The sequence below is a fragment of the Aeromonas sp. R9-2 genome, from assembly GCF_040908025.1.
Taxonomy (GTDB): Bacteria; Pseudomonadota; Gammaproteobacteria; order Enterobacterales; family Aeromonadaceae; genus Aeromonas; species Aeromonas veronii.
In genome coordinates this window covers 1-23073 of record NZ_JBFOCX010000013.1, presented here as the reverse complement: position 1 = coordinate 23073, position 23073 = coordinate 1, and the positions used below count along the sequence as shown (strand labels likewise).

General features: G+C 59.6%; 15 protein-coding genes. 5 read left to right on the top strand and 10 right to left on the bottom strand.

The annotated features are described in order from the left end of the window. Positions 1 to 69 precede the first annotated feature (69 nt). From AB5Y71_RS03475 to AB5Y71_RS03440, 8 genes are all read right to left on the bottom strand, one after another. Positions 70 to 1068 (bottom strand): sensor domain-containing diguanylate cyclase, encoded by a 999-nt coding sequence (locus AB5Y71_RS03475; protein WP_058057085.1) that lies wholly within the window; start codon positions 1066 to 1068, stop codon positions 70 to 72. A gap of 557 nt (positions 1069 to 1625) precedes the next feature. Next, positions 1626 to 3458, bottom strand: a complete 1833-nt coding sequence (locus AB5Y71_RS03470; protein WP_236367774.1) for an ATP-dependent endonuclease — start codon at positions 3456 to 3458, stop codon at positions 1626 to 1628. A gap of 106 nt (positions 3459 to 3564) precedes the next feature. Beyond that, a complete protein-coding gene (recD, locus tag AB5Y71_RS03465; RefSeq protein WP_368171009.1) occupies positions 3565 to 5628 on the bottom strand; it encodes an exodeoxyribonuclease V subunit alpha in 2064 nt (687 codons plus the stop codon). Continuing rightward, positions 5625 to 9233: an exodeoxyribonuclease V subunit beta gene (gene recB / locus AB5Y71_RS03460; protein ID WP_368171008.1), complete on the bottom strand. Its 3609-nt coding sequence runs from the start codon at positions 9231 to 9233 to the stop codon at positions 5625 to 5627. Before recB ends, recD begins: the two co-directional genes overlap by 4 nt. Next, on the bottom strand, positions 9233 to 12586 hold the full coding sequence (gene recC / locus AB5Y71_RS03455; protein WP_368171007.1) for an exodeoxyribonuclease V subunit gamma: 3354 nt from the start codon (positions 12584 to 12586) through the stop codon (positions 9233 to 9235). The genes recB and recC overlap by 1 nt, the downstream gene beginning before the upstream one ends. Positions 12587 to 12844: 258 nt before the next feature. Next, positions 12845 to 13237, bottom strand: a complete 393-nt coding sequence (locus AB5Y71_RS03450; protein ID WP_005342720.1) for a DoxX family protein — start codon at positions 13235 to 13237, stop codon at positions 12845 to 12847. A 39-nt stretch (positions 13238 to 13276) separates the two neighbouring features. Continuing rightward, on the bottom strand, positions 13277 to 13963 hold the full coding sequence (locus tag AB5Y71_RS03445) for a pirin family protein (RefSeq protein WP_368171006.1): 687 nt from the start codon (positions 13961 to 13963) through the stop codon (positions 13277 to 13279). A gap of 30 nt (positions 13964 to 13993) precedes the next feature. Next, a complete protein-coding gene (locus tag AB5Y71_RS03440) occupies positions 13994 to 14326 on the bottom strand; it encodes a hypothetical protein (protein ID WP_013723379.1) in 333 nt (110 codons plus the stop codon). A gap of 258 nt (positions 14327 to 14584) precedes the next feature. Here AB5Y71_RS03440 and AB5Y71_RS03435 point away from each other — a divergent pair, with 258 nt between their 5' ends. Together AB5Y71_RS03435 and AB5Y71_RS03430 are read left to right on the top strand one after the other, a co-directional pair. Continuing rightward, positions 14585 to 15499, top strand: a complete 915-nt coding sequence (locus AB5Y71_RS03435) for a LysR family transcriptional regulator (RefSeq protein ID WP_227272848.1) — start codon at positions 14585 to 14587, stop codon at positions 15497 to 15499. A 99-nt stretch (positions 15500 to 15598) separates the two neighbouring features. Further along, positions 15599 to 16018 (top strand): hypothetical protein, encoded by a 420-nt coding sequence (locus tag AB5Y71_RS03430; RefSeq protein WP_368171005.1) that lies wholly within the window; start codon positions 15599 to 15601, stop codon positions 16016 to 16018. Positions 16019 to 16195: 177 nt separating this feature from the next. Here AB5Y71_RS03430 and AB5Y71_RS03425 read toward each other — a convergent pair whose 3' ends face one another. Further along, positions 16196 to 16546 (bottom strand): hypothetical protein, encoded by a 351-nt coding sequence (locus AB5Y71_RS03425; protein WP_201996556.1) that lies wholly within the window; start codon positions 16544 to 16546, stop codon positions 16196 to 16198. Between the two features lie 199 nt (positions 16547 to 16745). Here AB5Y71_RS03425 and AB5Y71_RS03420 point away from each other — a divergent pair, with 199 nt between their 5' ends. The 3 genes from AB5Y71_RS03420 (at position 16746) to AB5Y71_RS03410 (ending at position 20392) form a co-directional block, all read left to right on the top strand. Beyond that, positions 16746 to 17468, top strand: coding sequence for a response regulator (locus AB5Y71_RS03420; protein ID WP_042052907.1), 723 nt, complete (start codon positions 16746 to 16748; stop codon positions 17466 to 17468). A gap of 33 nt (positions 17469 to 17501) precedes the next feature. Continuing rightward, positions 17502 to 18863, top strand: coding sequence for an ATP-binding protein (locus tag AB5Y71_RS03415; RefSeq protein WP_368171103.1), 1362 nt, complete (start codon positions 17502 to 17504; stop codon positions 18861 to 18863). 140 nt (positions 18864 to 19003) lie between these two features. Beyond that, positions 19004 to 20392, top strand: a complete 1389-nt coding sequence (locus tag AB5Y71_RS03410; protein ID WP_368171004.1) for a transporter substrate-binding domain-containing protein — start codon at positions 19004 to 19006, stop codon at positions 20390 to 20392. Between the two features lie 67 nt (positions 20393 to 20459). Here the strand turns inward: AB5Y71_RS03410 and AB5Y71_RS03405 are convergent, their stop codons facing one another. After that, positions 20460 to 22412, bottom strand: coding sequence for a ligand-gated channel protein (locus AB5Y71_RS03405; protein WP_368171003.1), 1953 nt, complete (start codon positions 22410 to 22412; stop codon positions 20460 to 20462). Between the last annotated feature and the right edge of the window lie 661 nt (positions 22413 to 23073).

Here is a 23073-nt window from a genome sequence, read left to right as displayed (position 1 = left end):
ACAATGCAAAAGGGCCGCAGGTTTCAAACCTGCGGCCCTTTTTACTGCTCTTTTTCCGTACCCTGCGCGTTAGCAGATCTGGTCTTTACCCAGTTGCTTGGCCTGATAGAGCGCCCGATCGGCGCGCACCATCAGGCTCTCCTTCTGCTCATCCTGCTGATACTCCGCCAACCCGAAGCTCATGGTAGCGGGAGCGTGTGGGCAGATGGGCTCGCTCGCCATCAATGCCTGAAACTTGCTCGCCACCACCAGCGCATCCTCGCGGCCGGTGTTGGGCAGCAGCACCATAAACTCGTCACCGCCCCAGCGGGCCAGCAGATCGATCTCGCGGATATGGCGGCGCACCAGCGCCACTATGTTGATCAGGGTCTGATCCCCAGCATTGTGGCCATAGCTGTCGTTGATCTGCTTGAAGTTGTCCACATCCATGGCGATCACCGTAAACGGCTGATGGAAGCGTCGCGCCCGCTCGCACTCCAGCTGCAATGCCCGCTCCAGCCGATAGCGGCTGGCGGCGCCGGTCAGGGCATCGGTCTCTGCCAGCAGACGGTTCTCCTCGGCTTTCTGTTGCAGCGCCTCGTTGAGTCGCACCAGCTCGGCGGTGCGCTCGGCAACCTGCTGCTCCAGCGACTGATTGCGCCGCTCCAGCTGCTCCAGCAACAACTTGCTGGCGTGGATATCGCGATGAGCGCCGATCATCCGCGCCACAGAGCCATCGGGATTGCGCTCAATGATGCGGCCGCAATCCTCAATCCAGAGGTAACTGCCATCCCGACAGCGGCAACGGTACTCGGCACGATACTCATGGGCGCTGCCGCTCAGGCAGAGATCGAACTTCGCCATCACCGCCGCCAGATCGTCGGGGTGGATCACGTTCTCCCAGGTGAAGACGGTATTGCCGAGGGAGTGAGGCTCGTAACCCAGCATCCGGTACCAGCCGGGGTTACGATAGACAAAACCGGTATTGGCATGCCAATCCCAGATGCCATCGCTGGTCACCTCCAGAATGCCATGCACCACGGCCTCGCTGACATCCGAGATCCTGATCGTGTCACTGTCCTGCACCATAGCAGTTATCCTTGTTCTTCCGCCCCGCGCCACCACGGGGAATCGCGCTGTTGTCTTGAGGCGCTACCTTGGCATATTGCAACAGAACTGTCAGCCAGAACCCCACCGCACCACCGTTTCCCCGGTTATCGGCCACTCACGGCGCAGGCTGAGTCAGGGTGGCCATAAGTGTGGCTCAAGCGCGCCCCATTTACCGGATTTAACTCACGATTCAGTCATTTGGGGGATGGAATAATCGGGCGGCGCAAGAGGGGTGACCAAGTGCAGCATATTGTGCCAACCCGCTCCCCTCACCCTGACCCTCTCCCTGAGGGAGAGGGGATAAAGCGGTACCGGAAATATGCTCGCCAGCCGTGTAGGTTCGATTAGCGAAGCGTAATCGGACAGCGGTAACGGCATTGCTCCCTTCTCCCATTGATTAAAAAAGGAGGAGAAGGGGTCGGGGATAAGGGGAAAGAAAAAGAGATTTCAGGATAAACGTTGGGCTTCGCTACGCTCAGCACCAACCTACACAATCGGTAGGTTGGTGCTGAATTTGGGAAGCCCAACATACAAGTTCATATGCAATCTGATGTCAAAAGCTCCTCACTGTTTTCAGTAGCCAACAAGGATATTTGTTGATATAGGGCGTCTAAAACAATATATAAATTCTTTAAAATGTTTGGTTCTAAATCAGCCTGCTGCGCCACCCAATTTGCAAAAGGTATCTTTTTATCCTTATTTGCAGAACTTAAGTATGGCAAGTATTTGTGCTCACTGGTTTTCGCCAAAATATATTTATCTATTAGCTTATTTTGCGGATCATATATTTCTGTGCATGGTTCATTATCTATTCCATATACACCAGCAGCGATTGCATTCTGAATAGTTTCAATACTATATGAATTTTCTAGAGTTAAAGGCCAAGCTTTTTCTGGAATATCAAAGTGACTCATAGCAGCTTTAAATTCGTCATGCACCGCGAGTCTACACCAGTAGACTCCATTGCGACTGTCTTTTAACCAATTACCGCCCTCGGGCTTTAACCGTTTGTTCTTATATATATCTCTACCTGCCGCATCATTATCAACCAAAGCAAAAACATAGTCTGATTTTGAAATTGATGTCAATACTTGCCCTGGCTTAGACAAAGCCATCATATTATCAGTACCACCACATGAGATGATATTAAGCTCAATGTGCCCATACTTCATCTCCCAAGCCTTCTTAAATACAGTTGCATCACTTGTACCCTCCACAAATAATGTGGGCACTTTAGATGCTTCTATCTCCTTCCTAAGAAAAGTGATACTCCTTTGATATTCCTGTACTGTTTTCTCTGCTTGGGCCAAATAAGAGCTGAACACTGACAAATGAGGTAACTCTCCCATTAACTCATGTGGAGAATAATCTGAGGTAATTTTAACAATCCTTGTCACCTCTCTTTTAGTTTCTTCATAATGCTCTCTTTTTGTAAAAAAGCGAGACACAGTAGCATGTTCAAGATTAAAAAATGCCGGGCTGTGACTTGTAAGAAACACTTGAATGTTTGGCTCTGAAGAGTAACGAAGAAAAGCCTTTGACTCTTGAATGACATTAATAAGTTCTAAAGAGTTCTCGGGCTCCTCAAAACCCCAAACATGATAATCCTCACTTAAGTTTTTAGACAAAAAAGATAGTATCTCAGGTATATGCCGAACCTGTATTCCATCACCTCTTTGCAGAGTAAGAGAGTACTTATCTCCTGTTTCATCTGCTATTTCAAAGTCTAGCGACTTGAATAAGTCCGTTAGATCGGTTGGCGGAGAGATTATACTTGATATATTTAATGCCGTTCTCACGCTTGAGCTCAATGAGCCAGTCGCTGTTTTCACAGCATTAGAGAATGGTAAAAGTGAATTTGTCAACTCACCATTGTCGGCAACAACACGATACACATTTCTAAGTAATTCTTCAAATATACGCCTGTCTTTAATTGCAGGAACATAATGAAATTTTATTTTATTAAGAAACCTTGTCAGGTATTGCTTTTTACCTTGTTCTTTTATTGATGTTTCAATTCCCGGCTCAACTTGCTTTTGTAATGACCATATCTTTTTGACATAAAATGTGCTGCCGAGAGACTTCGTCCATCCTGAGGGAGAGTTAAATGTCAGTTTAATATAAACAAACTTTCTTGCATCTTTTTTACTGCCTGCCTCAACTCGTCTTGCCTGACATAAGTCCATAGCAAAATCAAAAACTTTCCCTGGATTTGTCTGAGCATTAAAGAATAAATTTAGTGCGCGTAGGACATTGCTTTTGCCTGAGTCATTTCGGCCAAAAACTATATTTAAATCAGAATCGCAATCTATCGACTCCTTATAAATTGACCTAAAGTATCCTATTTCGACATTCTTTATAAGTCTCATGCCACATCCCTCGAAATATATTCGTTACTCATTTCTTATATACGTGAGAATTCGATTAACAAATTCCCTGTTAAAAATCGGTAAATCCCTTTACCGCCGCCATCAATCACTCCCCCAACCTCTCCGCCAACCCAGAATAACGCTCAGTCTTTTTTCGCACCGCTTGGGCCAGCAGAGCACGATCGCCATAGAGATCGAGCCGCGCCTTGGCGCGGGTGATGCCGGTATAGACCAGCTCGCGAGTCAGCAAGGGGCTGGAGCTGTCGGGCAGCACCAGCACGGTATGGGCGAACTCCGAGCCCTGGGATTTGTGGATGGTCATGGCGTAAACCGTCTCATGGGGCGGCAGCCGACTGGGCAAAAGCGCCCGCAGAGTGCCGTCCGGCTGCTCAAACCATACCTTGAGCCGCCCGCTTTCATCGGGCAGGCAGAGCCCCATATCGCCGTTGTAGAGGCCGACCCCGTGGTCGTTGCGCACCACCATCACCGGGCGACCGGCATACCAGTCGCCATCGCGGGCAATCAGCCCAGCCCGTGACAGGGCCAGTTCGAGCCGCTCGTTAAGTCCCAGCACCCCGAACGGGCCATCGCGCAGGGCGCAGAGGATCTGGAAGCTATTGAATGCCTTGAATACGGCGGCGGGCGCTTCCCCCGCGCGGGCAGCCTTCAGATAGCTGCCGTAACCGGCCACCCCCTGGGCAATCAGGGCGTCGTAGGCCTCCCCCGCCCAGGGGTGCAGGCTGATATCGGCAAAGCCCATGCCCCAGACTGATTCCACCGCCGCGGCATCGCCGCTGTTGCAGGCGCGCGCCAGCTGGCCGATGCCAGAGTGCTGATCAAAGCGCCAGCTCTTGGCCAGCAAGCAGAGGCTGTCGCGCACCGGCGCACCGGCGGGCGTGCCCTGCAAGCGGTAGCCGGTCTGGCGGGAGAGCCAGTCCGCCTGCGCCGGGCTGATGCCCTGCTCGATAAAGCTGCAGATATCGCCGAGCACGGCCCCCGCCTCCACCGAGGCGAGCTGATCCTTGTCGCCGAGCAGGATCAGGCGGGCGTGGCTCGGCAGCGCATCGAGCAGGCGCGCCATCATCGGCAGATCGACCATGGAGGCCTCATCCACCACCAGCAAGTCGAGGTGCAGCGGGTTGCCCGCGTGGTGGCGGAACTGGCTGCGCCCCGGAATGACCCCGAGCAGCCGGTGCAGGGTGCCCGCTTCGGTGGGGATCGCTTCCACCCACTCGGGGGGCAGATCGAGGGCCTGCAGGGCAGAGCCGATACTCTCGGTGAGGCGCGCCGCCGCCTTGCCAGTGGGGGCCACCAGCCGCATCGCCGGGGCCTTGCCCGCTTGCAGGCCGGTCTCCACCAGAATGGCGAGCAGCTTGGCCACCGTGGTGGTCTTGCCGGTACCGGGGCCGCCGGAGATCACCGCAAAGGGGCGCGCAGCCGCGGTGGCCGCCGCCAGCTTCTGGCCGTTGCAGCAGAGCGCCTCGGGCACCAGCGCATCCAGCTTGCCAAGCTCGCTCGCCGCCTGGGCACTGGCCAGCAGCCCTTCAATGGCGAGCCAATCCACCTCGCTCGGGAACACCAGATCGAGATACTTTTCGATAAAGTGGCGGGCCGAGAAGTCGGGGGCGAGGCGGGCTTTGAGCAGCGCCGCGAACACCAGCCCGTAGTCGCGAGCAAACAGCCGCGACAGGGCCGGGGCTATCTCCGGCCATTCGGCTCGCTCGCTCAGGGCGCGCAGATGGCGGGCCACCCCCAGTTCAAAATCGTGGTAGCGAGTGAGGTAGAGCCGCCCGTGCCACAACCGCAGCGGCCAGCGCGGGGCAAGCCCCTCATCCTGTTCGGTACCAACCAGGGGGCTGGCCGCAAACAGGGCGGGCCAGCGGGCAGGATCCGCCAGATCCAGCAGCAGATCCCGGCTCTGCTGGGGATCCAGCCCGAACGGGCGCAGTGATCCGGCAGTCAACATTTCAAGCGGCAAACAGACATGGCCGCGCCCCAGCTCGAAGCAGGCGAGCGCCGCCCCCAGCGCCAGCTCGGGGCTGCCACCAAGGTCGGCCACCAGCCTGGCAAATTGCAGATCCAGCTGGCGGATACGGCCAGCCAGCGCCAGTGTTTTCAACCGTTCAACCATCATTGCGCTGGTTGCGGTGCGGATCATGGTGCCGCTCATGCTTCTACCTCGTTCAATACTTGGGATCCCGCAGCTGGCAGCTCACTGCCTTCGCGAAACAACTTATCCAGCCCCAGCACCAGTTCACGGCTCGGGCGAGTATGGAAAATGCCCCCCTGCGGCATGCCGCGCAGGAACAGATAGAAGACCCCGCCAAAGTGCTGCTCGAAGTCGTAGCCCGGCAGGCGCAAGGTGAGCAGCCGGTGCAGCGCCAGCGAGTAGAGCTGGTATTGCAGGTCGTAGCGGTGCTCGGCCATCGCCCGCTCCAGCGCCGGACGGCTGTAATCGGCGGGGCTCATGCCGAGGTGGTTTGATTTGTAGTCGAGCAGATACCAGCGCCCCTGCCACTCGAACACCAGATCGATAAAGCCCTTGAGCATCCCCTGCACGGTGGCAAAGCTGAGCGGCTTGTTGCCCCGCGACAGCGGGTCGTGCTGCTGGCAGAGCGCGGTCAGCGCCGGTGCCGTCACCCGCCCCATGGGCAGGAAGAACTCCAGCTCCACCTGTTTACGCTCGGGGGCCAGATCCCGCAGCCGCACCGGATCACCAAAGCCGGTATCGAGCGGGGTATCCAGCACCGCCTCCACCTGCTGTTGCAGCACCGGCGCCCAGCTCTCGTCGAAGCCGTCTTGCGCCAGCAGGATGGCGATATGCTCCGCCAGCGGCTCGCCCGCGGCGCTTTGAAAGTCGATGGTCTCGAACAGGCTGTGCAGCAAGGTGCCGGGGCGCGCCCCTTTCGGGAAGGTGAAGATGGAGGGCTGGGGCGCCTCGTCCGGTTGCTCGGCAGCCAATGCAGCCGCCTCGGTCACCACCTCATCATCGAAACCGGGGTTGGCCAAGACCCCCTTGCTGTGACCGTGGCCCTGCGCCGCCAGCCCGGAGTAGGAGCTGATCCACCAGTCCCGCTCAAGGGAGCCGCTAAAGTGGCGCACCTGCGGCTCGCCCAACTGCTCCTCCTCTGGCGGCAGCGGGGCGGGACGGGTGAGCGAGGGCTCACCGACGGCCACCCCGGGCAGCGCCTGTGACAGCTCGGTCAGGGCGGTCGCCAGCGTCTGCGCATCCCCCTCTTCGCCCTTTTGCAGCAGGTAGCCGATGGCGGTGTGGTGCAGGTCGGTCTTCTCCGACTTGCCCGCCCCCGCCCGCACCGGCGCCAGCCCCAGCCAGGTGGCGTAGACACCCCGGGTCAGCGCCACATAGAGCAGCCGCAGATCTTCGGCAAGGCGCTCCCTGTCGGCTTCCGCCAGAGAACCCTCGGCGCCGGTCAGATCGAGAATGGTGCGATTGCCCGCCTCATCCGCCTCGTGATAGAGCGGGGTCTCGGCGGTTCTGTGGCTGCAGATAAAGGGCAGGAACACCAACGGGTACTCCAGCCCCTTGGATTTGTGGATGGTGACGATCTGCACCAGTTTGCGCTCGGATTCGAGCCGCAGTACCTGCTCCACATCCTGCCCGTTGGGGCGGCTCACCGCCTCCCCCAACCAGCGCAGCAGGGCATACTCCCCATCCAGCTCGCTGCTCACCTGTTGCAGCAGCTCGCCGAGATGGAGGAAGTTGGTCAGCCGCCGCTCGCCATAGGGGCTCGCCAGCAGGGAGGAGGCGAGATTGCGCCGGTGCAGCAGGGCCCGCAGCATCGCCAGCACGCCGCGGCGATGCCAGATCTTGCGGTACTCCATAAACTCCTGCACTGCGCTCTCCCACGCCCGCTCGTCGCTGGCCAGCCCATCGAGCGCCTTGGCGTCGAGATCAAACAGGCCGGTGGCGAGCGCCGCCCGCAGGCTGCGCTCTTCGCTCGGGTTCTGGCAGGCGTGCAAAATCAGCAGGATCTCCCGCGCCTCCACCTGCTCCAGCACGCTCTCGCGATTCGACAGATAGACGGAGGCGATGGCGAGGCGCGCCAATTCCTGCTGCACCAGCTTGCCCTCGGCGCCAGTGCGCACCAGCACGGCGATATCCCCGGCCTTCACCGCCTGATCGCCTATCTTCGCCTTGCCCTCGCGGGCCAGGGTCAGCAGGCGGTGGATCTCGGCGGCGGTGGCGCGCGCCATCTTGCTCTGGTAATCCCCCCGATTGAAGGTGGGTTGGCCGCTCAGCTGCCAGCAGTGGAGCACGGGTGCAGTGGCGCCATCGAGCAGCAGCGCCTTGCTCTTGCCCTGCGCCTCCACCGGCAGAAAGGGGATATCCGCCTCGTAGATAAAGGGATCCTTGGCTCGCTCAAACAGGCCGTTGACCGCCCCCACCAGCGCACTACTGGAGCGCCAGTTGCGCCCGAGGGTGTAGTGGGCGCTCACATTTCGCCGCGCCTGAATGTAGGTAAAGATGTCGGCGCCGCGAAAGCCGTAGATGGCCTGCTTGGGGTCACCGATCATCAAGAGCGCCGTGTCTGTGTGGCCGCCGTAAAGGCGATGGAAGATGCGGTACTGCTGGGGATCGGTATCCTGAAATTCGTCGATCATCGCCACCCGATAGGTGGCGCGAATGCGCTCGCAGAGCCGCTCACCAAGGCTGGAGCCAAGCGCCCCGTCGAGGTCTTTGAGCAGGTCATCGAACGAGAGCTGATGGGCCTGCCGCTTGCTGGCCTGCATCCGGCTGCGCACTACTTTGGCGGCCCGCTGCAGGATGAGATCCCGAATCCCGGGGCGGCTGGCCAGCAGCTCGTCTATGTGACTGAACAGCGGCAGGGTCGGCACTGCGCCCCCCTTCTTGAGGTTCTCCTCCAGCACCGTCTGGCCGAAGCGATCCAGCTCCTTGGGGATGGCGTAGCCACTGCTCTCGTCCTGTGCCCAGTCGCTTATCTTGGCAAGCCACCCTTCGTAGTTCTTGCCGGTGTAGCGGCTTACTTGCCCGTCGGTCTGGCGGCGGATCTCGTCCGTCTGCGCCAGCCACTCGCGCTTCACCGCCTCAATGCGGGTCATAGCCGCCTGATGGCGGGCGGCGAGGGTCTCGTCACCCAGCGCAGGGTGGATCTCCAGCTCGCTGTTGTCGAGCCAGCTGCCCATCTCCCGCAGCAGGGCGGCGGGGCTCGGCCAGAGCGCGCGCACGGCGCTGGCGAGGGTTTTATCCACCGAATAGAACTCGGCGCGCCAGTAGTCGCTCACCGCCTGCAGCCTGAGCTGGCTGTCGTCGGTAAGAAATTCGGTTTCAAAGAGGGCGCCCGATTCGAAGGCGTTCTGTTTCAGCATCCGTTGGCAGAAACCGTGGATGGTAAAGACCGCCGCCTCGTCCATCTGCCGCTCGGCGGCCAGCAGGCGACGGGCCGCCAGCTCGTGATCTTCCACCTCTTCCAGCAGTTGGGTCAGCAGGGTGTCACTGCTATGGCCGCGCATAAAGGCGAGCCGCGCCTCGTGAATGCGGCCGCGGATCCGCCCGCGCAGCTCGGCGGTGGCCGCTTCGGTAAAGGTCACCACCAGGATTTCAGTCACCGAGAGCGGCCGCTCGTGGGCGCTCGGCTGACCGGCATCAGCCCCCTCTTCAATGAGCGGGCCGTGGCCCAGCAGCAGGCGCAGGTAGAGACCGGCGATGGTGTAGGTCTTGCCGGTACCGGCGGAGGCTTCGATCAGTCGTTCACCATGGAGGGGAAAACGCAATGTATTGAGCGGGTTAGCCATTATTTCAGCTCCTCCAGGGTCTTGAGCAGCGGGGTCAGGTGTTCGCGGGCCAGCGCCTGCAACTGGCCCAGCACCTCGTCATCGAGTTCGGGGAAGCAGCGGGCAACATAAGGGTCTTCCCCTTCCCCCTTGATCATCCAGCCGCCGTTGAAACGGGTGAGGGCCGCCTTGTCGGCTGCCTCCGGCTTGTCGGGATCCTTCTCGATCGCCTTGAGCCATTCCCATGCAGTCTTGGGGAAGAAGGGCAGCGGCCGCTTCATCCCTTGTGCCCAGCACACCACCAGCGCCGCCAGCTTGGGCCGTGCCTCGTCGGCCGAGAGCTTGGGCAGCCGCAGACTCTGTTTGGCGTCGAATAGCAGGGTGTCGCCGGGGGCGCCGCTCAACGAGAGGCAGAGGTGCTGGATCCAGCCCAGCAGCAGATCCTTGCCGTTGAAGCTGCCGGGTTTGACCACCAGCAAACGCCCCTTCTGGGTGTCGATCCACCCTTGCAGCTGACCCTGAGTGAGGGAGATATCGATCTCCACCGCCTGCTTTTCTGACTCATTGGCAGCAACCCATGGCCGCAGCCGATCCGCCAGCTTGCCCATCTCGGCATCCAGATCGTCCAGCAGCAGGCTGCCGAACCACCCTTGCGGCAGCAGGCCGGTGAGCTGCAACCGCTCGCGCCGCTCGGTACTTTCACCTTCCGCCAGATGGGCATCGAGCAGCAGATCTTTCAGCTGATAATGTTGCAGGCCATCCAGCTCGAACGGCTCGCTGTCCTCGATGTTGGCCTCGTTCAGTTCAAACCACACCTTGAGGCGACGGTTGAGGAAATATTTGGTGGGCTGGCGATAGAAGCGCAGCAGCTCCGCCAGCTCCAGCCCCTGCTCCTTGCCCCATTCGGGAGGTAAAGGCAGCTCGCCGCTCTGGAAGTTGGCCGCGCCGCGCACCGGATTGAGAGCGGGCAGCCAGTCGGCGGCATAGGTAAAGAGGCGCGAACCCGGCTCCGGGTAAAAGTAGTTGCGGCTGTAGGGGGTGAGCGGATGCGCCACCATCAGGTGGTTGAGCAACCGCTTGCCGGAAGTTTCGTCGTCCAGATCCTCATCCCCCGCCAGCACAAAGCCCTGCCGCACATAGTCGATCAGCTCCGCCAGCAGGACCGACGGCACCTTGTCGCTGTTGTCCTGCGCGCTGAAGCCCTGATAGCTGATGTAGAGCCCCTGCTGGGCGCTGAGCAGCGCCTCGAGGAAGAGGTAGCGGTCATCATCGCGACGAGAGCGATCCCCGCGCCGCGACGCCACCGCCATCAGATCGAACCCCATGGGAGCCAGGGTGCGCGGGTAGACGCCGTCGTTCATGCCGAGCAGGCAGACCTGCTTGAAGGGGATGGAGCGCATCGGCATCAGGGTGCAGAAGTTGACCTGACCGGCGAGGAAGCGCTGGCTGGAGCGGGACTCCCCCAGCACGCTGCCGAGGTAATCCTGCAGCAGGTCGGCGGTAATGGGCTGCTCGAAGCGAGCCTCGCCAAGCCGGGTCTGCCACTCGGCCAGCTGGCTGCGAATAAGCTGAAGCTGACGCTCTTCATCCTCGTCAGCCAGATAGAAGCGCTCCAGCAGCGCCAGCAGGCAGGCGTTCCACTCGGCCAGCGGCTGCGCCTGTTGCAGGCGGGGCAAAAACTCGGCCAGCGAGTCGACGAACCAAGCGAGCTTGCCGAGTGCCAGCCCCTGCTGCCCCTCGATATCGGCGTAGGGCAAGATGCCCGCCACCGGCTTGCCATCGCCCATGGCAAAGCCAAGCAGCATGCGACGCAGGCCGAACAGCCAGCTGTTTCCGGACATGGGCGGCAGATCGAAACGGACTGGGTAGCCGTCATCCAGCCCCCAGCGGATGCCGGTCTCCTGCACCCAGACCCGCAGCTGGTTGAACTCGTCGTCATCCAGCTCGAAACGGCGCAGCACGGCGGGCACCTCGAGAATGGCGAGCAGCTCCCCCGCCCCGAAACGGGCGTTGGGCAGCCTGAGCAGGGCGAGGAAACTTTGCAGCAGCGGACTCTCCTGACTCGCCGCCCGATCCGAGACCGCAAACGGGATCTGGCCGCGCGCGCCAAACACCGCCTGAATGTAGGGGCCGTAGCTGTTCACATCCGGCATCATCACCACCACATCTTTCGGGGTGAGGGTGGGATCCTGTTCGAACAGCGCCAGCAGCCGGTCGTGCAGCACTTCAAGTTCCCGCATCGGGCCGTGGCAGGCGTGGATCTGCAAGGATCCATCCGCCGGATCTATGGGGCTCTTGTGGTGGCTGCTGTCGAGATCGAACTGACCGGCGCCTCGCTCGGCCAGCTCCAGCACATCCTTCTGAATGGCGCGCAGCAGGCTGACATTGCCCTGGCCATCCACTTCGTCGATATCGACGAAAGCCTCGATTTGCGGCACCTCCAGCTCCATCAGCTGATGCAGGTAGTCGCGCCCCAGCTTGCCCATGGAGGCGAGCAGCGGGTTGGCGGGGCCCTGCAACGTCTCGATATCGGTGCCGGGTTTGAGCTTGTTCTCCAGCCGTGCCAACGTCTTGCGATCCAGCAGATCCCCCCAGTAGTAGCGACAGGGGTTGGTGACAAACAGGTGCACCTCCACCTCAGGCCGGCTGCCGAGGGCCAGCAGCGCCTCCACATAGCGCGGCGGCAGCGCCGAGATGCCGAACACAAAGACCCGTTGCGGCAGCTTGCCCGGCAGATCGGCGGTACGCGCCAGCTCGTGGATAAACTCCTCGTAGAGGTTGGCGCGGTGGTAACCGCTCGGAGAGAGCGCCAAGGTGCGGGCCACCAGCTCGCGCCACAGCTCCGGCTGCCAATCCTGACCGCTCACCCCGGCCAGCTCCTGACTCAATCCTTCCCCCTCTTCCCAACGGGCGATCCAGTCCGGCCGGTAGACCAGATACTGGTCAAACAGATCCGCTACCTTCTGGCAGAGCTGCCACAACCGCACCTGCTCGGGATCCTTGGCAGGATCCTCCTCATCTCCCCCGCCCAGATAGGCGGCGAGCGGGGCAAAGGCGGGGCGCTCCAGCAAGGCAGGCAGAATGGTCATCAGCTGCCAGCTCATGGAGCCCTTGTTGTAGGGACTCTGGCGCGGTACATCTGCCAGCACCCGGGTGAACATCTCCCAGATAAAGCTGGCGGGCAGCGGAAAGTCGATATTGGCGGCAATGCCGAAGGCTTTGGCCAGCTCCAGCTTAAGCCACTGGGCCATGCCCGGACTCTGCACCAGGATCTGCTCCCGATCGAAGGGGTGAGAGAGAGGGGCCTGCCGGATGCGGCTCACCAGCAGCTCTTTGAGCAGATCCAGCTGATTGGAGTGGTAGAGGGTAAACATGAGCAATTCCCGCCTGTGGATGAGAGGGGGCGAGGGAAAAGGCGAGCCATTTCCGTCACTTCACAAGAGAGGGAATTGTCGGGGATCGGGGGATAAGATGCAAAAGGCACTTGTGGCCAGCAGGCGGGCAAACCGCTGAACCATGAGGGACGCCGCAGATTTGTGCCGCTGCCTCACCTACCCGGAAAACGCAGACAGAAAAAAGCCGGTGCTGTTGCACCGGCCAAAAGGCATTGGAAAACTTGACTCTTCAGGGCATTACCAGTTTTTGCCGAGACGGGCATCCAGACTGAAAGCCCCTGCTCCGGCCGCCGCCAGCGCCAGGAAACCACCGGCAACGGAGACGTTCTTCATAAACATCAGCATCTGCATCTGTTCGGCAGGCTGATAGTGGAAAATAAAGGCAGCCATCAGGGTGAAACCGGCCAGCAGCACGGATAGGCTGCGGGTAAAGAGACCCAGCACGACGGCAAGGCCACCACCCAGCTCAAGCAGGATCACCAACGGCAACATAAAGCCGGGTACACCCATCGCTTCCATATAGCCCTGAGTACCGGCATAGCCGCCGATCTTGCTCCAGCCCGCCATTACGAACATCAGCGCCAGCAGTACACGACCCGCCAGCAGCGCTACATCTTTCATCTTGTCCATTTCATATTCCTCGTTTGTGTCACATCACCGCTGACTGCTTCAGGGTAGGTCAAATAACAGAGCTTGGCTGGCACTGGTCGCAACCAGCTCCCACCGGCATTCATCACGACTGAGTACCCCGTCGCCGGGTCGGGCAGCCAGACCGTTGGCGGCAAGCTCCCCTGAAATCATCTGCAGGTAACCGTGTCGGCCAGCCAGTGCCCATTCGAGCGTCTCGCCCGGGGCCAGTTCCAGCCGCCATACGCGGGCCTGTTGGCGGATCCGCAGCGATCCCGCCTCGCCATCCGGTGACGCCACCAGCGTCATGCCCGGTCTGGACTCTATCTTCTTCTGCTGATAGCCGGGTGGCGTGCCGAACTCGTTCGGCTCGATCCAGATCTGCAACAGGGAGAGAGGATCCGTCTGCGAGGGGTTGTACTCGCTGTGGCGGATCCCGCTGCCTGCGCTCATCAGCTGGAAATCCCCTGCCGGGATCTGCTCGGCATGGCCGAGGCTGTCCTTGTGCTCTATGGTGCCTTGCAGCACGCAAGTGAGGATCTCCATATTGGCGTGAGGGTGGGTGGCGAATCCGCCACCCGGCGCAACCAGATCTTGATTGATCACCCGCAGCACCGAGTGTCCCATCCACTCCGGGTCATAGTAGTGACCGAAGGAGAAACTGTGTCGCGCGTCCAGCCAGCCAAAGTTGGCCTTGCCCCGCGCTTCTGCGGCTCTCAATTGCATCATGGTCTGCTCCTCACCTACCGGGACGGTTGATTAACGCTGTTTGCCGCTACCGATACCGAACGGAATACGGTATTCGCTGCTCTGGTCAGCCAGGCTGACGGTCAGGTTGCCCTGGGTACGGCTCGGGATCCGCACCTGCTGGGTGCCTGTCAGATTGGCGTGGACTGATGCCAGCAGATCGCCAGACTCGTCACGCACTTCCAGCATCGGATTGGCTTTGCCATCCATTGCGGCAGTGGCGTTCCAGTTCACAAACAGCACACCGGGCATGGCGTTGAAGTCAGCCGGTACGGAAGCCTGGGCGAAACCTGTGGTCATCAGGCCTGCAACGGCCAGCATCTTGATTACGTTTTTCATGTTCATTCACTCTCTTGTTTTATATGTCATTGCCAAGGCCTTTTCGGCCAGAATCAATGCATCCATGCAAGAGGTTATTCAAATAGTGTGTTGTTCTTTCACCGACATCAGACAGACCGATTTGGTGTGTCACAGTGCGGAACTACCCGCATATTTGGCCGCTCGACGTTCCTGCCTAAGCGTTGATTGAATATTAAAGTGACATGACCTAACTTGTTAGCGAGATAAACTGGCAAACATATTCAAAAAAATTGAAGGTGAGGAATGGCCAAGGAATCGAACAAGGAACGGGCGCTGACCCTGGAGGCAATCCGGGTGCTGGACGCCATCGACCGCCGCGGCAGCTTTGCGGCGGCGGCCGACGAGCTGGGCAAGGTGCCCTCGGCATTGAGCTATACGGTGCAGAAGCTGGAAGACGAACTGGATGCCATGCTGTTTGACCGCAGTGGCCACCGCACCAAGTTCACCCCGGCGGGACGCATGCTGCTGGAGCGCGGCCGGGTGCTGCTGGAGGCAGCCGAGCATCTGGTGGGAGAGACCCGGGCGCTGGCCCGTGGCTGGGAGACCGACATCACAATCGCCGTCGATGCGCTGGTCCCGGTGCAAGCCCTCTACCCCTTGGTGGAGAAGCTGGCCGAGCAGACCGATACCCGACTGCGGTTGCGGGCAGAGGTGCTGGCGGGTAGCTGGGAGTGTCTCGAAGATGGTCGCGCCGACCTGCTTATCTCCTCCATCAACCCGGACATCATGATGACCGGCATCAAGCATCAGGTGATCAAGGACGAGGTGATGCTCTACGTCGCCCATCCCGATCATCCGCTACATCAGGAGCCGGAGCCTCTGGCTGACGAAACCCTGCGCCGCTACCGCGCCATCGCCGTCGCCGATACAGCCCTGCGCAAACCGGTTCTCACCTACCGCCTGCTGGACAAGCAGCCGCGCCTCACTGTCAGCACCATGACGGAGAAACGGGATGCCCTGCTGGCAGGGATCGGCGTCGGCACCATGCCACAGAGCTGGATTGAGGAGGACATCCGAGCCGGACGGCTCAAGGTGATCAGCCCCGAATATCGCCATCAGTTGCAAGTAGTGCTGGCCTGGCGGCGAGACACCATGGGCAAGGCCAAAAGCTGGCTGGTGCGGGAGATCCCCAAACTGTTTGCAGCTGGTGAGAAATGAGATCCAGTTAACAGAAATGTTAATTGCATGCCTCACTTGACGCCCAATATCTTTGCTGATTTCATAGCCGCCTCATTGAACCCATGGAAGCTGTAGAAAATGAAAAAGAGTTTGCTGGTTGCCCTCACCACCCTGCCCCTGTTTGCCAATGCCGGCCTGATGGATTCGCTGACCGACAGCGTCACCAGCAGCGTCAAGGATGCGGCCAGCACTGCCGTATCCGGTGCCATGGACAGTGCATCCAACGAAGCCATCAAAAAGGCGCTGGATATCAAGGAAGGCGGCTCCAACAAGCAGGCAGTCAAAGAGAAGCTGGGCGCTCCTGCCTCTACCAAGACTGAGGCCGGTCTGGAAGTGTGGACCTATGATCTGGATGCCCTGAACAAGGCCTCTCCGCTGCTGGCAGAAACCACCAAAACCCTGCTGAAAGATACCGACGCCGCCAAGAAAAACGTGATCATCAAGTTCGAAGGCGAAACCGTCAAGAAAGTAAACCTGACCGACAAGGCTCAGGGCTAAGTTCGCTCGTCCGGTGGAGTGGGCTGCACGCCAGCATCGGCACAGATAGCAAGAGGGGGAGCATCAGGCTCCCCTCTTTTATTGGCAATCACCAGCGTTCAACCAATCTGCTGCTCAACGCAGTAAACGCAAAAAGGGTGGCCTCGGCCACCCTTGGGTTGATAACAGCTGGCGTTGTTACTGGTTCGCTTCGGCGAACTGCTTCATCGCTTCGGCGTGCTTGGTCATGCCGGTGGCACGCTCGTTGAGGTTCTTGATGAACTCCGCCTTCTTGGCCGGATCTTCAATGCGGTCATAACGTTTTTGCAGGTTGGCCTGGATCTGCTCCGGGGTCATGTTCTGCAGACGGGCCATCTTGTCGTGGCGACCACCGTGGTGTTTGCCACCCATCATGCCACCACCGTCCATCGGGCAATCCACCATGGCACCGGGCTGGCCAGTGGGGGCTGCTTCACTGGCTGCATAGGCGCCCAGCGGCAGGCCAAGGATCAGGGTAGCGGTCAGCAGGGTTTTGGTCAGCTTTTTCATGGTCTATCTCCTGTAGGGATGATTCTGGTTCGGCGCTCTTGCCTTGCCCTCAAGTAAACACCCTATCGGTGTCTGAACTTTGCCAGCATCGCCCTTTTTTGTAGCAGAGTGTGGCATCGTGCGGATCTGGCACACTTTGACACAAACCGCCGGGCGGATTTTCGTATACTCGTGCCAACGCCAAGCAGGGGAGGTATTCATGAACCAAGGCAACACCCACATTCTGGTGGTCGACGACCACAGCGAGATCCGCGATCTCTTGAAGCGCTTTCTGGAACAGCACGGCCTGCGGGTCAGCTGCGCCCGGGATGGCAAGGAGATGAAGCGACTGCTGGAGGAGCGGGAGTTCGATCTGCTGGTGCTGGATCTGATGATGCCGGGTGAAGATGGTCTGACCCTCTGCCGCGAGCTGCGGGTTAAATCGAACCTGCCCATCATCATGCTGACTGCCATGGGGGAAGAGACCGACCGCATCATCGGATTGGAGATGGGGGCCGACGACTATCTGGCAAAGCCTTTCAATCCGCGCGAGCTGCTGGCGCGCATCAAGGCGGTGATGCGCCGCACCCAGGCGGATAACCAACCCGCCGCCGAAACCCTGACCCGGGATCTGCGCTTCGATCGCTGGCTGCTCGACGTCAATCGCCGGGAGCTGGTCGATGAGGATGGGGTGGGCCTGAGCCTCTCCACCGCCGAATTCGATCTGCTCAAGGTGTTTCTCGAACGCCCGCAACGGGTGCTGAGCCGGGATCAACTGCTGGATCTGGCCCGCGGCCGCGAGGCGGTAGCCTTCGATCGCGCCATCGATACTCTGGTAAGCCGCCTGCGCCGCAAGCTGGAGCGGGATCCCAAGAATCCGGAGCTGATCAAAACCATCTGGGGTGGCGGCTATATGTTCTCCGCCGACGTGACGCAGGTTTAAGCAGTGGGCACCTTGCGACGACTGTGGGCACGGATGTGGCCCAAGGGGCTGACCGGCCAAATCATTCTGGTGGCGCTGGCAGGGTTGATCCTGATCCAGCTGCTCAGTATCCAGATCTACCGCACGGATCGGGAGGAGGCGCTCGGCTTCGTCAACAGCCGCAACGCCATGCAGCGGATCATCTCTGTGGTCAGGCTGCTCTCCCTCTCCCCCCCGTCCCTCTATGACGAGATCCTCAAGGCGAGCCGCAGCGAGACCCTGCTGCTGCGCCTCTCCGACGAGCCGCTGCAACCGGATAACCGCAGCCCCCGCTTCGAGCAGCTGGTGCGCTCGCGCCTCAACTATCCCCCCGGCCTCACGGTAGAGATCAGCGCCGAGCTGAAAGAGGATACTCAGCGCAGCAAGGCGTGGGAACATCATGCCCGCATGATGCGGGATCGCAAGGGGCCGCCCCCGCCGCGGGATATGCGGCTCTATGGCTCCATCGAACTGCCGCAGGGGGGCTGGCTGCAGTTCAGCTCGCTGGTCGACAAGGAGGCGGGCAGCTGGTCGTGGCAGACCACCCTCAACCTGATGCTGGTCGCCAGTCTGGTGATCGGGCTGATGGTGCTGCTGTTTCGCCGTGCCACCCGCCCGCTCAAGCAGCTGGCAGGCAATGCGGAGCGGCTCGGACGGGGCGAGGATATCGAGCCCTTGAAAGAGGAGGGGCCGACCGAGATCCGCGAATCGATTCAGGCATTCAACCGGATGCACACCCGGCTAGACCGCTTCGTGCAGGACAGAACCCGGATGCTGGCGGCCATCTCCCACGATCTGCGCACCCCCATCACCAGCCTGCGACTGCGCACCGAGTTTCTGGCCGATGGCGAGGACAAGGAGCGCATCCAGCAGACCCTGCAACAGATGGAGCAGATGCTGGCCGCGACCCTCAGCTTTGCTCGCGAGGAGGGGCAGCAGGAGGCCACCCGCGAGCTGGATCTGGTCAGCCTGCTGGTCAGCCTGTGCGATGACTATGCCGATACCGGCCAGCCGGTCACCTGTCTGGCGGAGGGCAAAGAGGTCTACGCCTGCCGGGCCAACACCCTGCGCCGGGTGCTGCAGAACCTGATCGGCAACGCCATCAAATATGCCGGCAGCGCCGAAGTGTCGCTGGAGCGGCGCAAGGAGGAGCTGTTGATCCGGATCTGCGATAATGGGCCGGGGATCGATCCGGCGCGGCTCGAGGATGTGTTCAAGCCGTTCGTGCGACTCGATGAAGCGCGCAACACCGAGTCCGGCAGCGTGGGGTTGGGGCTCTCCATTGCCCGTACCCTGGTGCATCAGCATGGTGGCGAACTGACCCTGCTCAATCGGCCACAAGGGGGGCTGGAGGCGCGGATCAGCCTGCCGCTGTAAGTAGTCACTCTATCCGCCAGCCTTGTCATGGCGCCGTTTGCATCATGCAAACTTCATCATTTGAGCGCTTGTTCTTCGATGAGAAAGGTGGTGATAATCGGTGACCACGGGACGGTATACGGCAACGGATTGGAGCGAGGATGGCCTCTTCCAGGACAGGAGTCATAGTCAGTATCGGATGGGGGCTCCTGCTACTCGCCCTTGCCCTGCCTGCCTGGGCCAAAGCCCCGGAAGAGCCGATCATCATTACCAACTCCAAAGCCTGGCAGCCCTTCTCCTATATCAATGAGTCGGGCCAGCCGGATGGCCTGCTGATCGATTTGTGGCGTGAATATGCCCGGGTGACCGGCCAGAAGATCGAGTTCAGGCTGGTCGACTGGCAAGGCTCCCTCGACCTGCTCCATGAGGGGAAAGCGGACGTTCACGCCGGACTGCTCTGGTCACCGGAGCGGGACAAACTGTTCGACTATGGCGGGCCTCTCGCCCAGCTCGACTCCCAACTCTTCTTCTCGAGCGAACTGCGCGGCACCGATGTACATTACTACCTGCTCCATGAAACGGTCGGTGTGGTAGCCGGTGGCTACGAGGAGTATTACGCCAGACGCTACTTCCCCGGCACCCAACTGCAGACCTTCGATGACAATGACACCCTGCTGGCGGCGGCCTTTCGGGGTGACATAAAAGCCTTTATCGCCGATCTGCAGGTCGCCAACTTCTACATCTATACCTCCGACGATCCCACCCGCTTTATTCCGGTTCGCCACCTCTATACCGACCAGATCCGCTTTGCAGTGAGAAAGGGCGACCTTGCCCTGTTAAACCGGCTGGAAGAGGGATTCGCCAAGATCAAAGAGAGCGATCGGGAGCGGATCATCCGCAAATGGATGCATGTCGAAACCGTCTACCCCATCCATCTCGGTCCCTGGCTACTGTTTGCCGGAGTGTTAATCATGGTGGCTTACATAGTGCAACTGCGCCGCGCCGTTGCCAGCCGCACCACCGAGTTGAGCCGCGCCAACGCCAGACTGGAGAAACAAGCCACTACCGACCCCCTTACCGGCCTGCTCAACCGACGGGCATTCATGCCCGCCATGGAGCAGCGGCTGGCAAGCGGGGAGCCCTGTGCTCTGCTGCTGTTCGATGTGGATCACTTCAAGGAGACCAATGACCGCTTTGGTCATGGCATCGGGGATCTCTTGCTGGAAAAGCTGGCCACGACTGTGACGAACCTGTTGCCCGAAGAGGCTCTGCTGGCCCGCATCGGCGGCGAAGAGTTTTGCCTGCTGCTGCCGCTGGCCACATTGGCAGAGACAGAGCAATGGGCCGAGCGTATTTGCCTGGAGAGCAACCGGCAAACCCTGCACACCAGCAGCGGCGAAGTGACCCTCTCCATCAGCACCGGGGCAGTCTGGGTCGCCGCAGAGAGAGAGGCTGATGCCGACCAGCTACTGCGGCAGGCTGACGCCCTCATGTATCAGGCCAAGGGACTGGGGCGCAATACCTGGCAAGCCGGCCCCTATCAGGCATAGCCCCCTGACGGACGTGCAATAAAAACGGCCGCCATCGGAAGATGGCGGCCGCATGACAGGTTCCCTATCAGAAGTTGTAGGTCACGCCCAGGTTGTAGCGGCGACCATCCAGCACAGTGCCATAGCTGCTGTAATCCACCGTCTTGTCGAACAGGTTGTAGACCCCGGCGGTCAGATCCAGATGCTTGTTGGCCTTGTAGACCAAGCCCATGTCAAAGAAGGTGTAGGAAGGAGTCCCCTCCGCCATCTTGACCCGGCTCAGGTACTCGGAGGTCTCGCCACGGAAGTTGACCCGTGACCAGAGGCTGAGATCCTCGGTGGTTTGCCAGTCAACACTGCCGTTGAACATGTGACGGGGCATCTGGTTGAGGGCATGGCCCGCCAGTGGACCACTCTTCTGCTCGGACTGGGTAAAGGTGTAGCTAGAGCTTACCGACCAATCCTCGTTGATGGCCCAATCCATCATCCCCTCGACACCGCGCATGTTCGCCTTGTCGACGTTGACCCGATCACTGATGAAGTCATAACTGTGACCATTGAGGGTACAAGCGGGATCACTCTTGCTGGTGCAGCGACGCACTTCGGAGATCTTGTTCTTGAAGTCGGTGTTGAACAGGGTAACCCCGGCGTTGAAGCCCTGATGACCGTTCCACAGCAGGCCGATCTCTTCACTCACGCTGGTCTCGGGTTTGAGATCAGGATTACCGACCAGCATGCCATCCAGGCTACCACCACCGGTGACCTGACCCCAGTTGGCCGCTGACATCCGCAAGTCAGGAGAGCGGTAACCGGTCGAGACGCCTCCTTTCAAGGTCCAACTGTCATCCAGATGCCAAACTCCGTAGAGGCGAGGGCTCCAGTGAGAACCGTAGTTCTGGTCCCGATCCATGCGTGCGCCACCGGTCAGGGCAAAGCTGTCAGTGAGTGACCACTCATCCTCGACAAACATCGCCCAACTCCAGCGGGTCAGCTGCTCGGCAGGGTTGGCCACTTTCAGGGTATTGCCCTGATCGTGCAGATCCTCATAGCGATACTGACCACCGACGCTCAGGTAGTGATCACCCAGAATAAACTGGGTATGGGTATCGGCGATGGTGTTGGTGAGCTCCATCTGGCGGCCGGGATTGGTGTTGGTCTCCTGCTGCAGATAGCTGCTGGAAGAGCCGAAATCATACTGGCCATCATGGGTCAGCGCATAGTTGGTGCGCTCGTATCGGTTAAGGCTATCTTTCGCCTTCGCAGCCAGTGAATTGCCGGCCGTGCGATCCCGATCCTGCAGACTACGACTGGCTTCCAGATCGAAGCGGTTATGGTCATCAGGCTTGAAGCTGAGCACCGCCGTGCCACTGCGAGTCTCTTGCTCGGCAAAACCCTGGGTAAATTTGTCTTCACCACGATGGGCAAGCTGACCGTTGAAACGCAGCCCCAACACGCCATCGATCAGTGAACCTGCGGTATAGGCATCGGTCTGGAAGCTATTGCCGGCATCCTTGTTCTCCTGGAAGGTAGAATCAGCATGAACCGATCCCTGCCAAGCCAGGCCGGTGGTCTTGCGGGTAATCACGTTAATCACGCCCCCCATGGCATCGGAACCATAACGGGATGACATAGGGCCACGGACGACCTCAATGCGCTCAATCGCCTGCAGTGGCGGCAGCCAGCCCTGCTCGATACCCGGACCATCGCTGTTCGGGCGAGTGCCACGGCTATCCACCTTCTTGCCATCAACCAGCATCAGGGTGTATTTCGACCCCATACCGCGAATGCTGATATCGCTGCTGCTGCCACCGCCAGTCACCACAACACCGGGCACATCCTTCAGGGCATCGGTCACATCGCGATAGGCACGCTTCTCCAGCTGTTCACGGGTAATCACGGAGATGGAGGCGGCAGAATCTTCAATCTTCTGCTGGAAGCCGGAAGCGGTGACGACCATCACCTCTTGTTTGGCAGCATAGGCCTGGGTCGCAAGAAGGGAGCAGATCAGCAAGGCAAGCTTGTTCGGTTTCACGGTTGTCATGTTTTAGCCTGAACATTTTTAGTAGGAAGGTGACGTATTCCCTTACTTCACTTATTACAACGCCCTGGCATCCGGCCAGGCGCAGCATTAGAAAAGGCTCATTTGAAAAGCACTTTATTAATCAGCCCGCATTGTAACGACCCCGACGGGATCATTCAAACAATAATCATTATCATTTGATTCGTGTGGTATTCCTGCCACAGAATCGCGAATTCTTGATAAGAGACTGTTTTAATGGAATAAATCCATAAGCAAAAAAGGGGATTACACAAACAAGTGGAAGCGATGATGTACCGTTGCAATATGGCCTGATTTAATCCTCAAGCTCTATCAGCTCGCAGCGGAACAATATGGCCAAGATGGGATGTCCTGCGATACAGAGGTGGAAATAGTAGTAAGAACGCCAATAGGGGAAGGTATTGCCATCGTGGCGGGATATCGGCAGCTCACCAGCAGGCTAAAACATCAAAACCCGGTCGTGAGACTGGGCTTTGTGTTGGTTCTGGTGTGCAAACCTGTGGGACTTATGGGCAAAAACCGCCCATAGAAAAAAGGCCTTCCCATCTGGGAAGGCCTTCAAATTAGTGGCGGAGCGGACGGGACTCGAACCCGCGACCCCCGGCGTGACAGGCCGGTATTCTAACCGACTGAACTACCGCTC

Excerpts from the sequence above, each read along its gene's own strand:
- AB5Y71_RS03405 (WP_368171003.1), bottom strand. The coding sequence starts at position 22,412 with ATGACAACCGTGAAACCGAACAAGCTTGCCTTGCTGATCTGCTCCCTT.
- AB5Y71_RS03410 (WP_368171004.1), top strand. The coding sequence starts at position 19,004 with ATGGCCTCTTCCAGGACAGGAGTCATAGTCAGTATCGGATGGGGGCTC.
- AB5Y71_RS03430 (WP_368171005.1), top strand. The coding sequence starts at position 15,599 with ATGAAAAAGAGTTTGCTGGTTGCCCTCACCACCCTGCCCCTGTTTGCC.
- recC (WP_368171007.1), bottom strand. The coding sequence starts at position 12,586 with ATGTTTACCCTCTACCACTCCAATCAGCTGGATCTGCTCAAAGAGCTG.
- AB5Y71_RS03470 (WP_236367774.1), bottom strand. The coding sequence starts at position 3,458 with ATGAGACTTATAAAGAATGTCGAAATAGGATACTTTAGGTCAATTTAT.
- AB5Y71_RS03435 (WP_227272848.1), top strand. The coding sequence starts at position 14,585 with ATGGCCAAGGAATCGAACAAGGAACGGGCGCTGACCCTGGAGGCAATC.
- AB5Y71_RS03450 (WP_005342720.1), bottom strand. The coding sequence starts at position 13,237 with ATGGACAAGATGAAAGATGTAGCGCTGCTGGCGGGTCGTGTACTGCTG.
- recB (WP_368171008.1), bottom strand. The coding sequence starts at position 9,233 with ATGGCTAACCCGCTCAATACATTGCGTTTTCCCCTCCATGGTGAACGA.
- AB5Y71_RS03475 (WP_058057085.1), bottom strand. The coding sequence starts at position 1,068 with ATGGTGCAGGACAGTGACACGATCAGGATCTCGGATGTCAGCGAGGCC.
- AB5Y71_RS03440 (WP_013723379.1), bottom strand. The coding sequence starts at position 14,326 with ATGAACATGAAAAACGTAATCAAGATGCTGGCCGTTGCAGGCCTGATG.
- AB5Y71_RS03415 (WP_368171103.1), top strand. The coding sequence starts at position 17,502 with ATGTGGCCCAAGGGGCTGACCGGCCAAATCATTCTGGTGGCGCTGGCA.
- AB5Y71_RS03420 (WP_042052907.1), top strand. The coding sequence starts at position 16,746 with ATGAACCAAGGCAACACCCACATTCTGGTGGTCGACGACCACAGCGAG.
- AB5Y71_RS03425 (WP_201996556.1), bottom strand. The coding sequence starts at position 16,546 with ATGAAAAAGCTGACCAAAACCCTGCTGACCGCTACCCTGATCCTTGGC.
- recD (WP_368171009.1), bottom strand. The coding sequence starts at position 5,628 with ATGAGCGGCACCATGATCCGCACCGCAACCAGCGCAATGATGGTTGAA.
- AB5Y71_RS03445 (WP_368171006.1), bottom strand. The coding sequence starts at position 13,963 with ATGATGCAATTGAGAGCCGCAGAAGCGCGGGGCAAGGCCAACTTTGGC.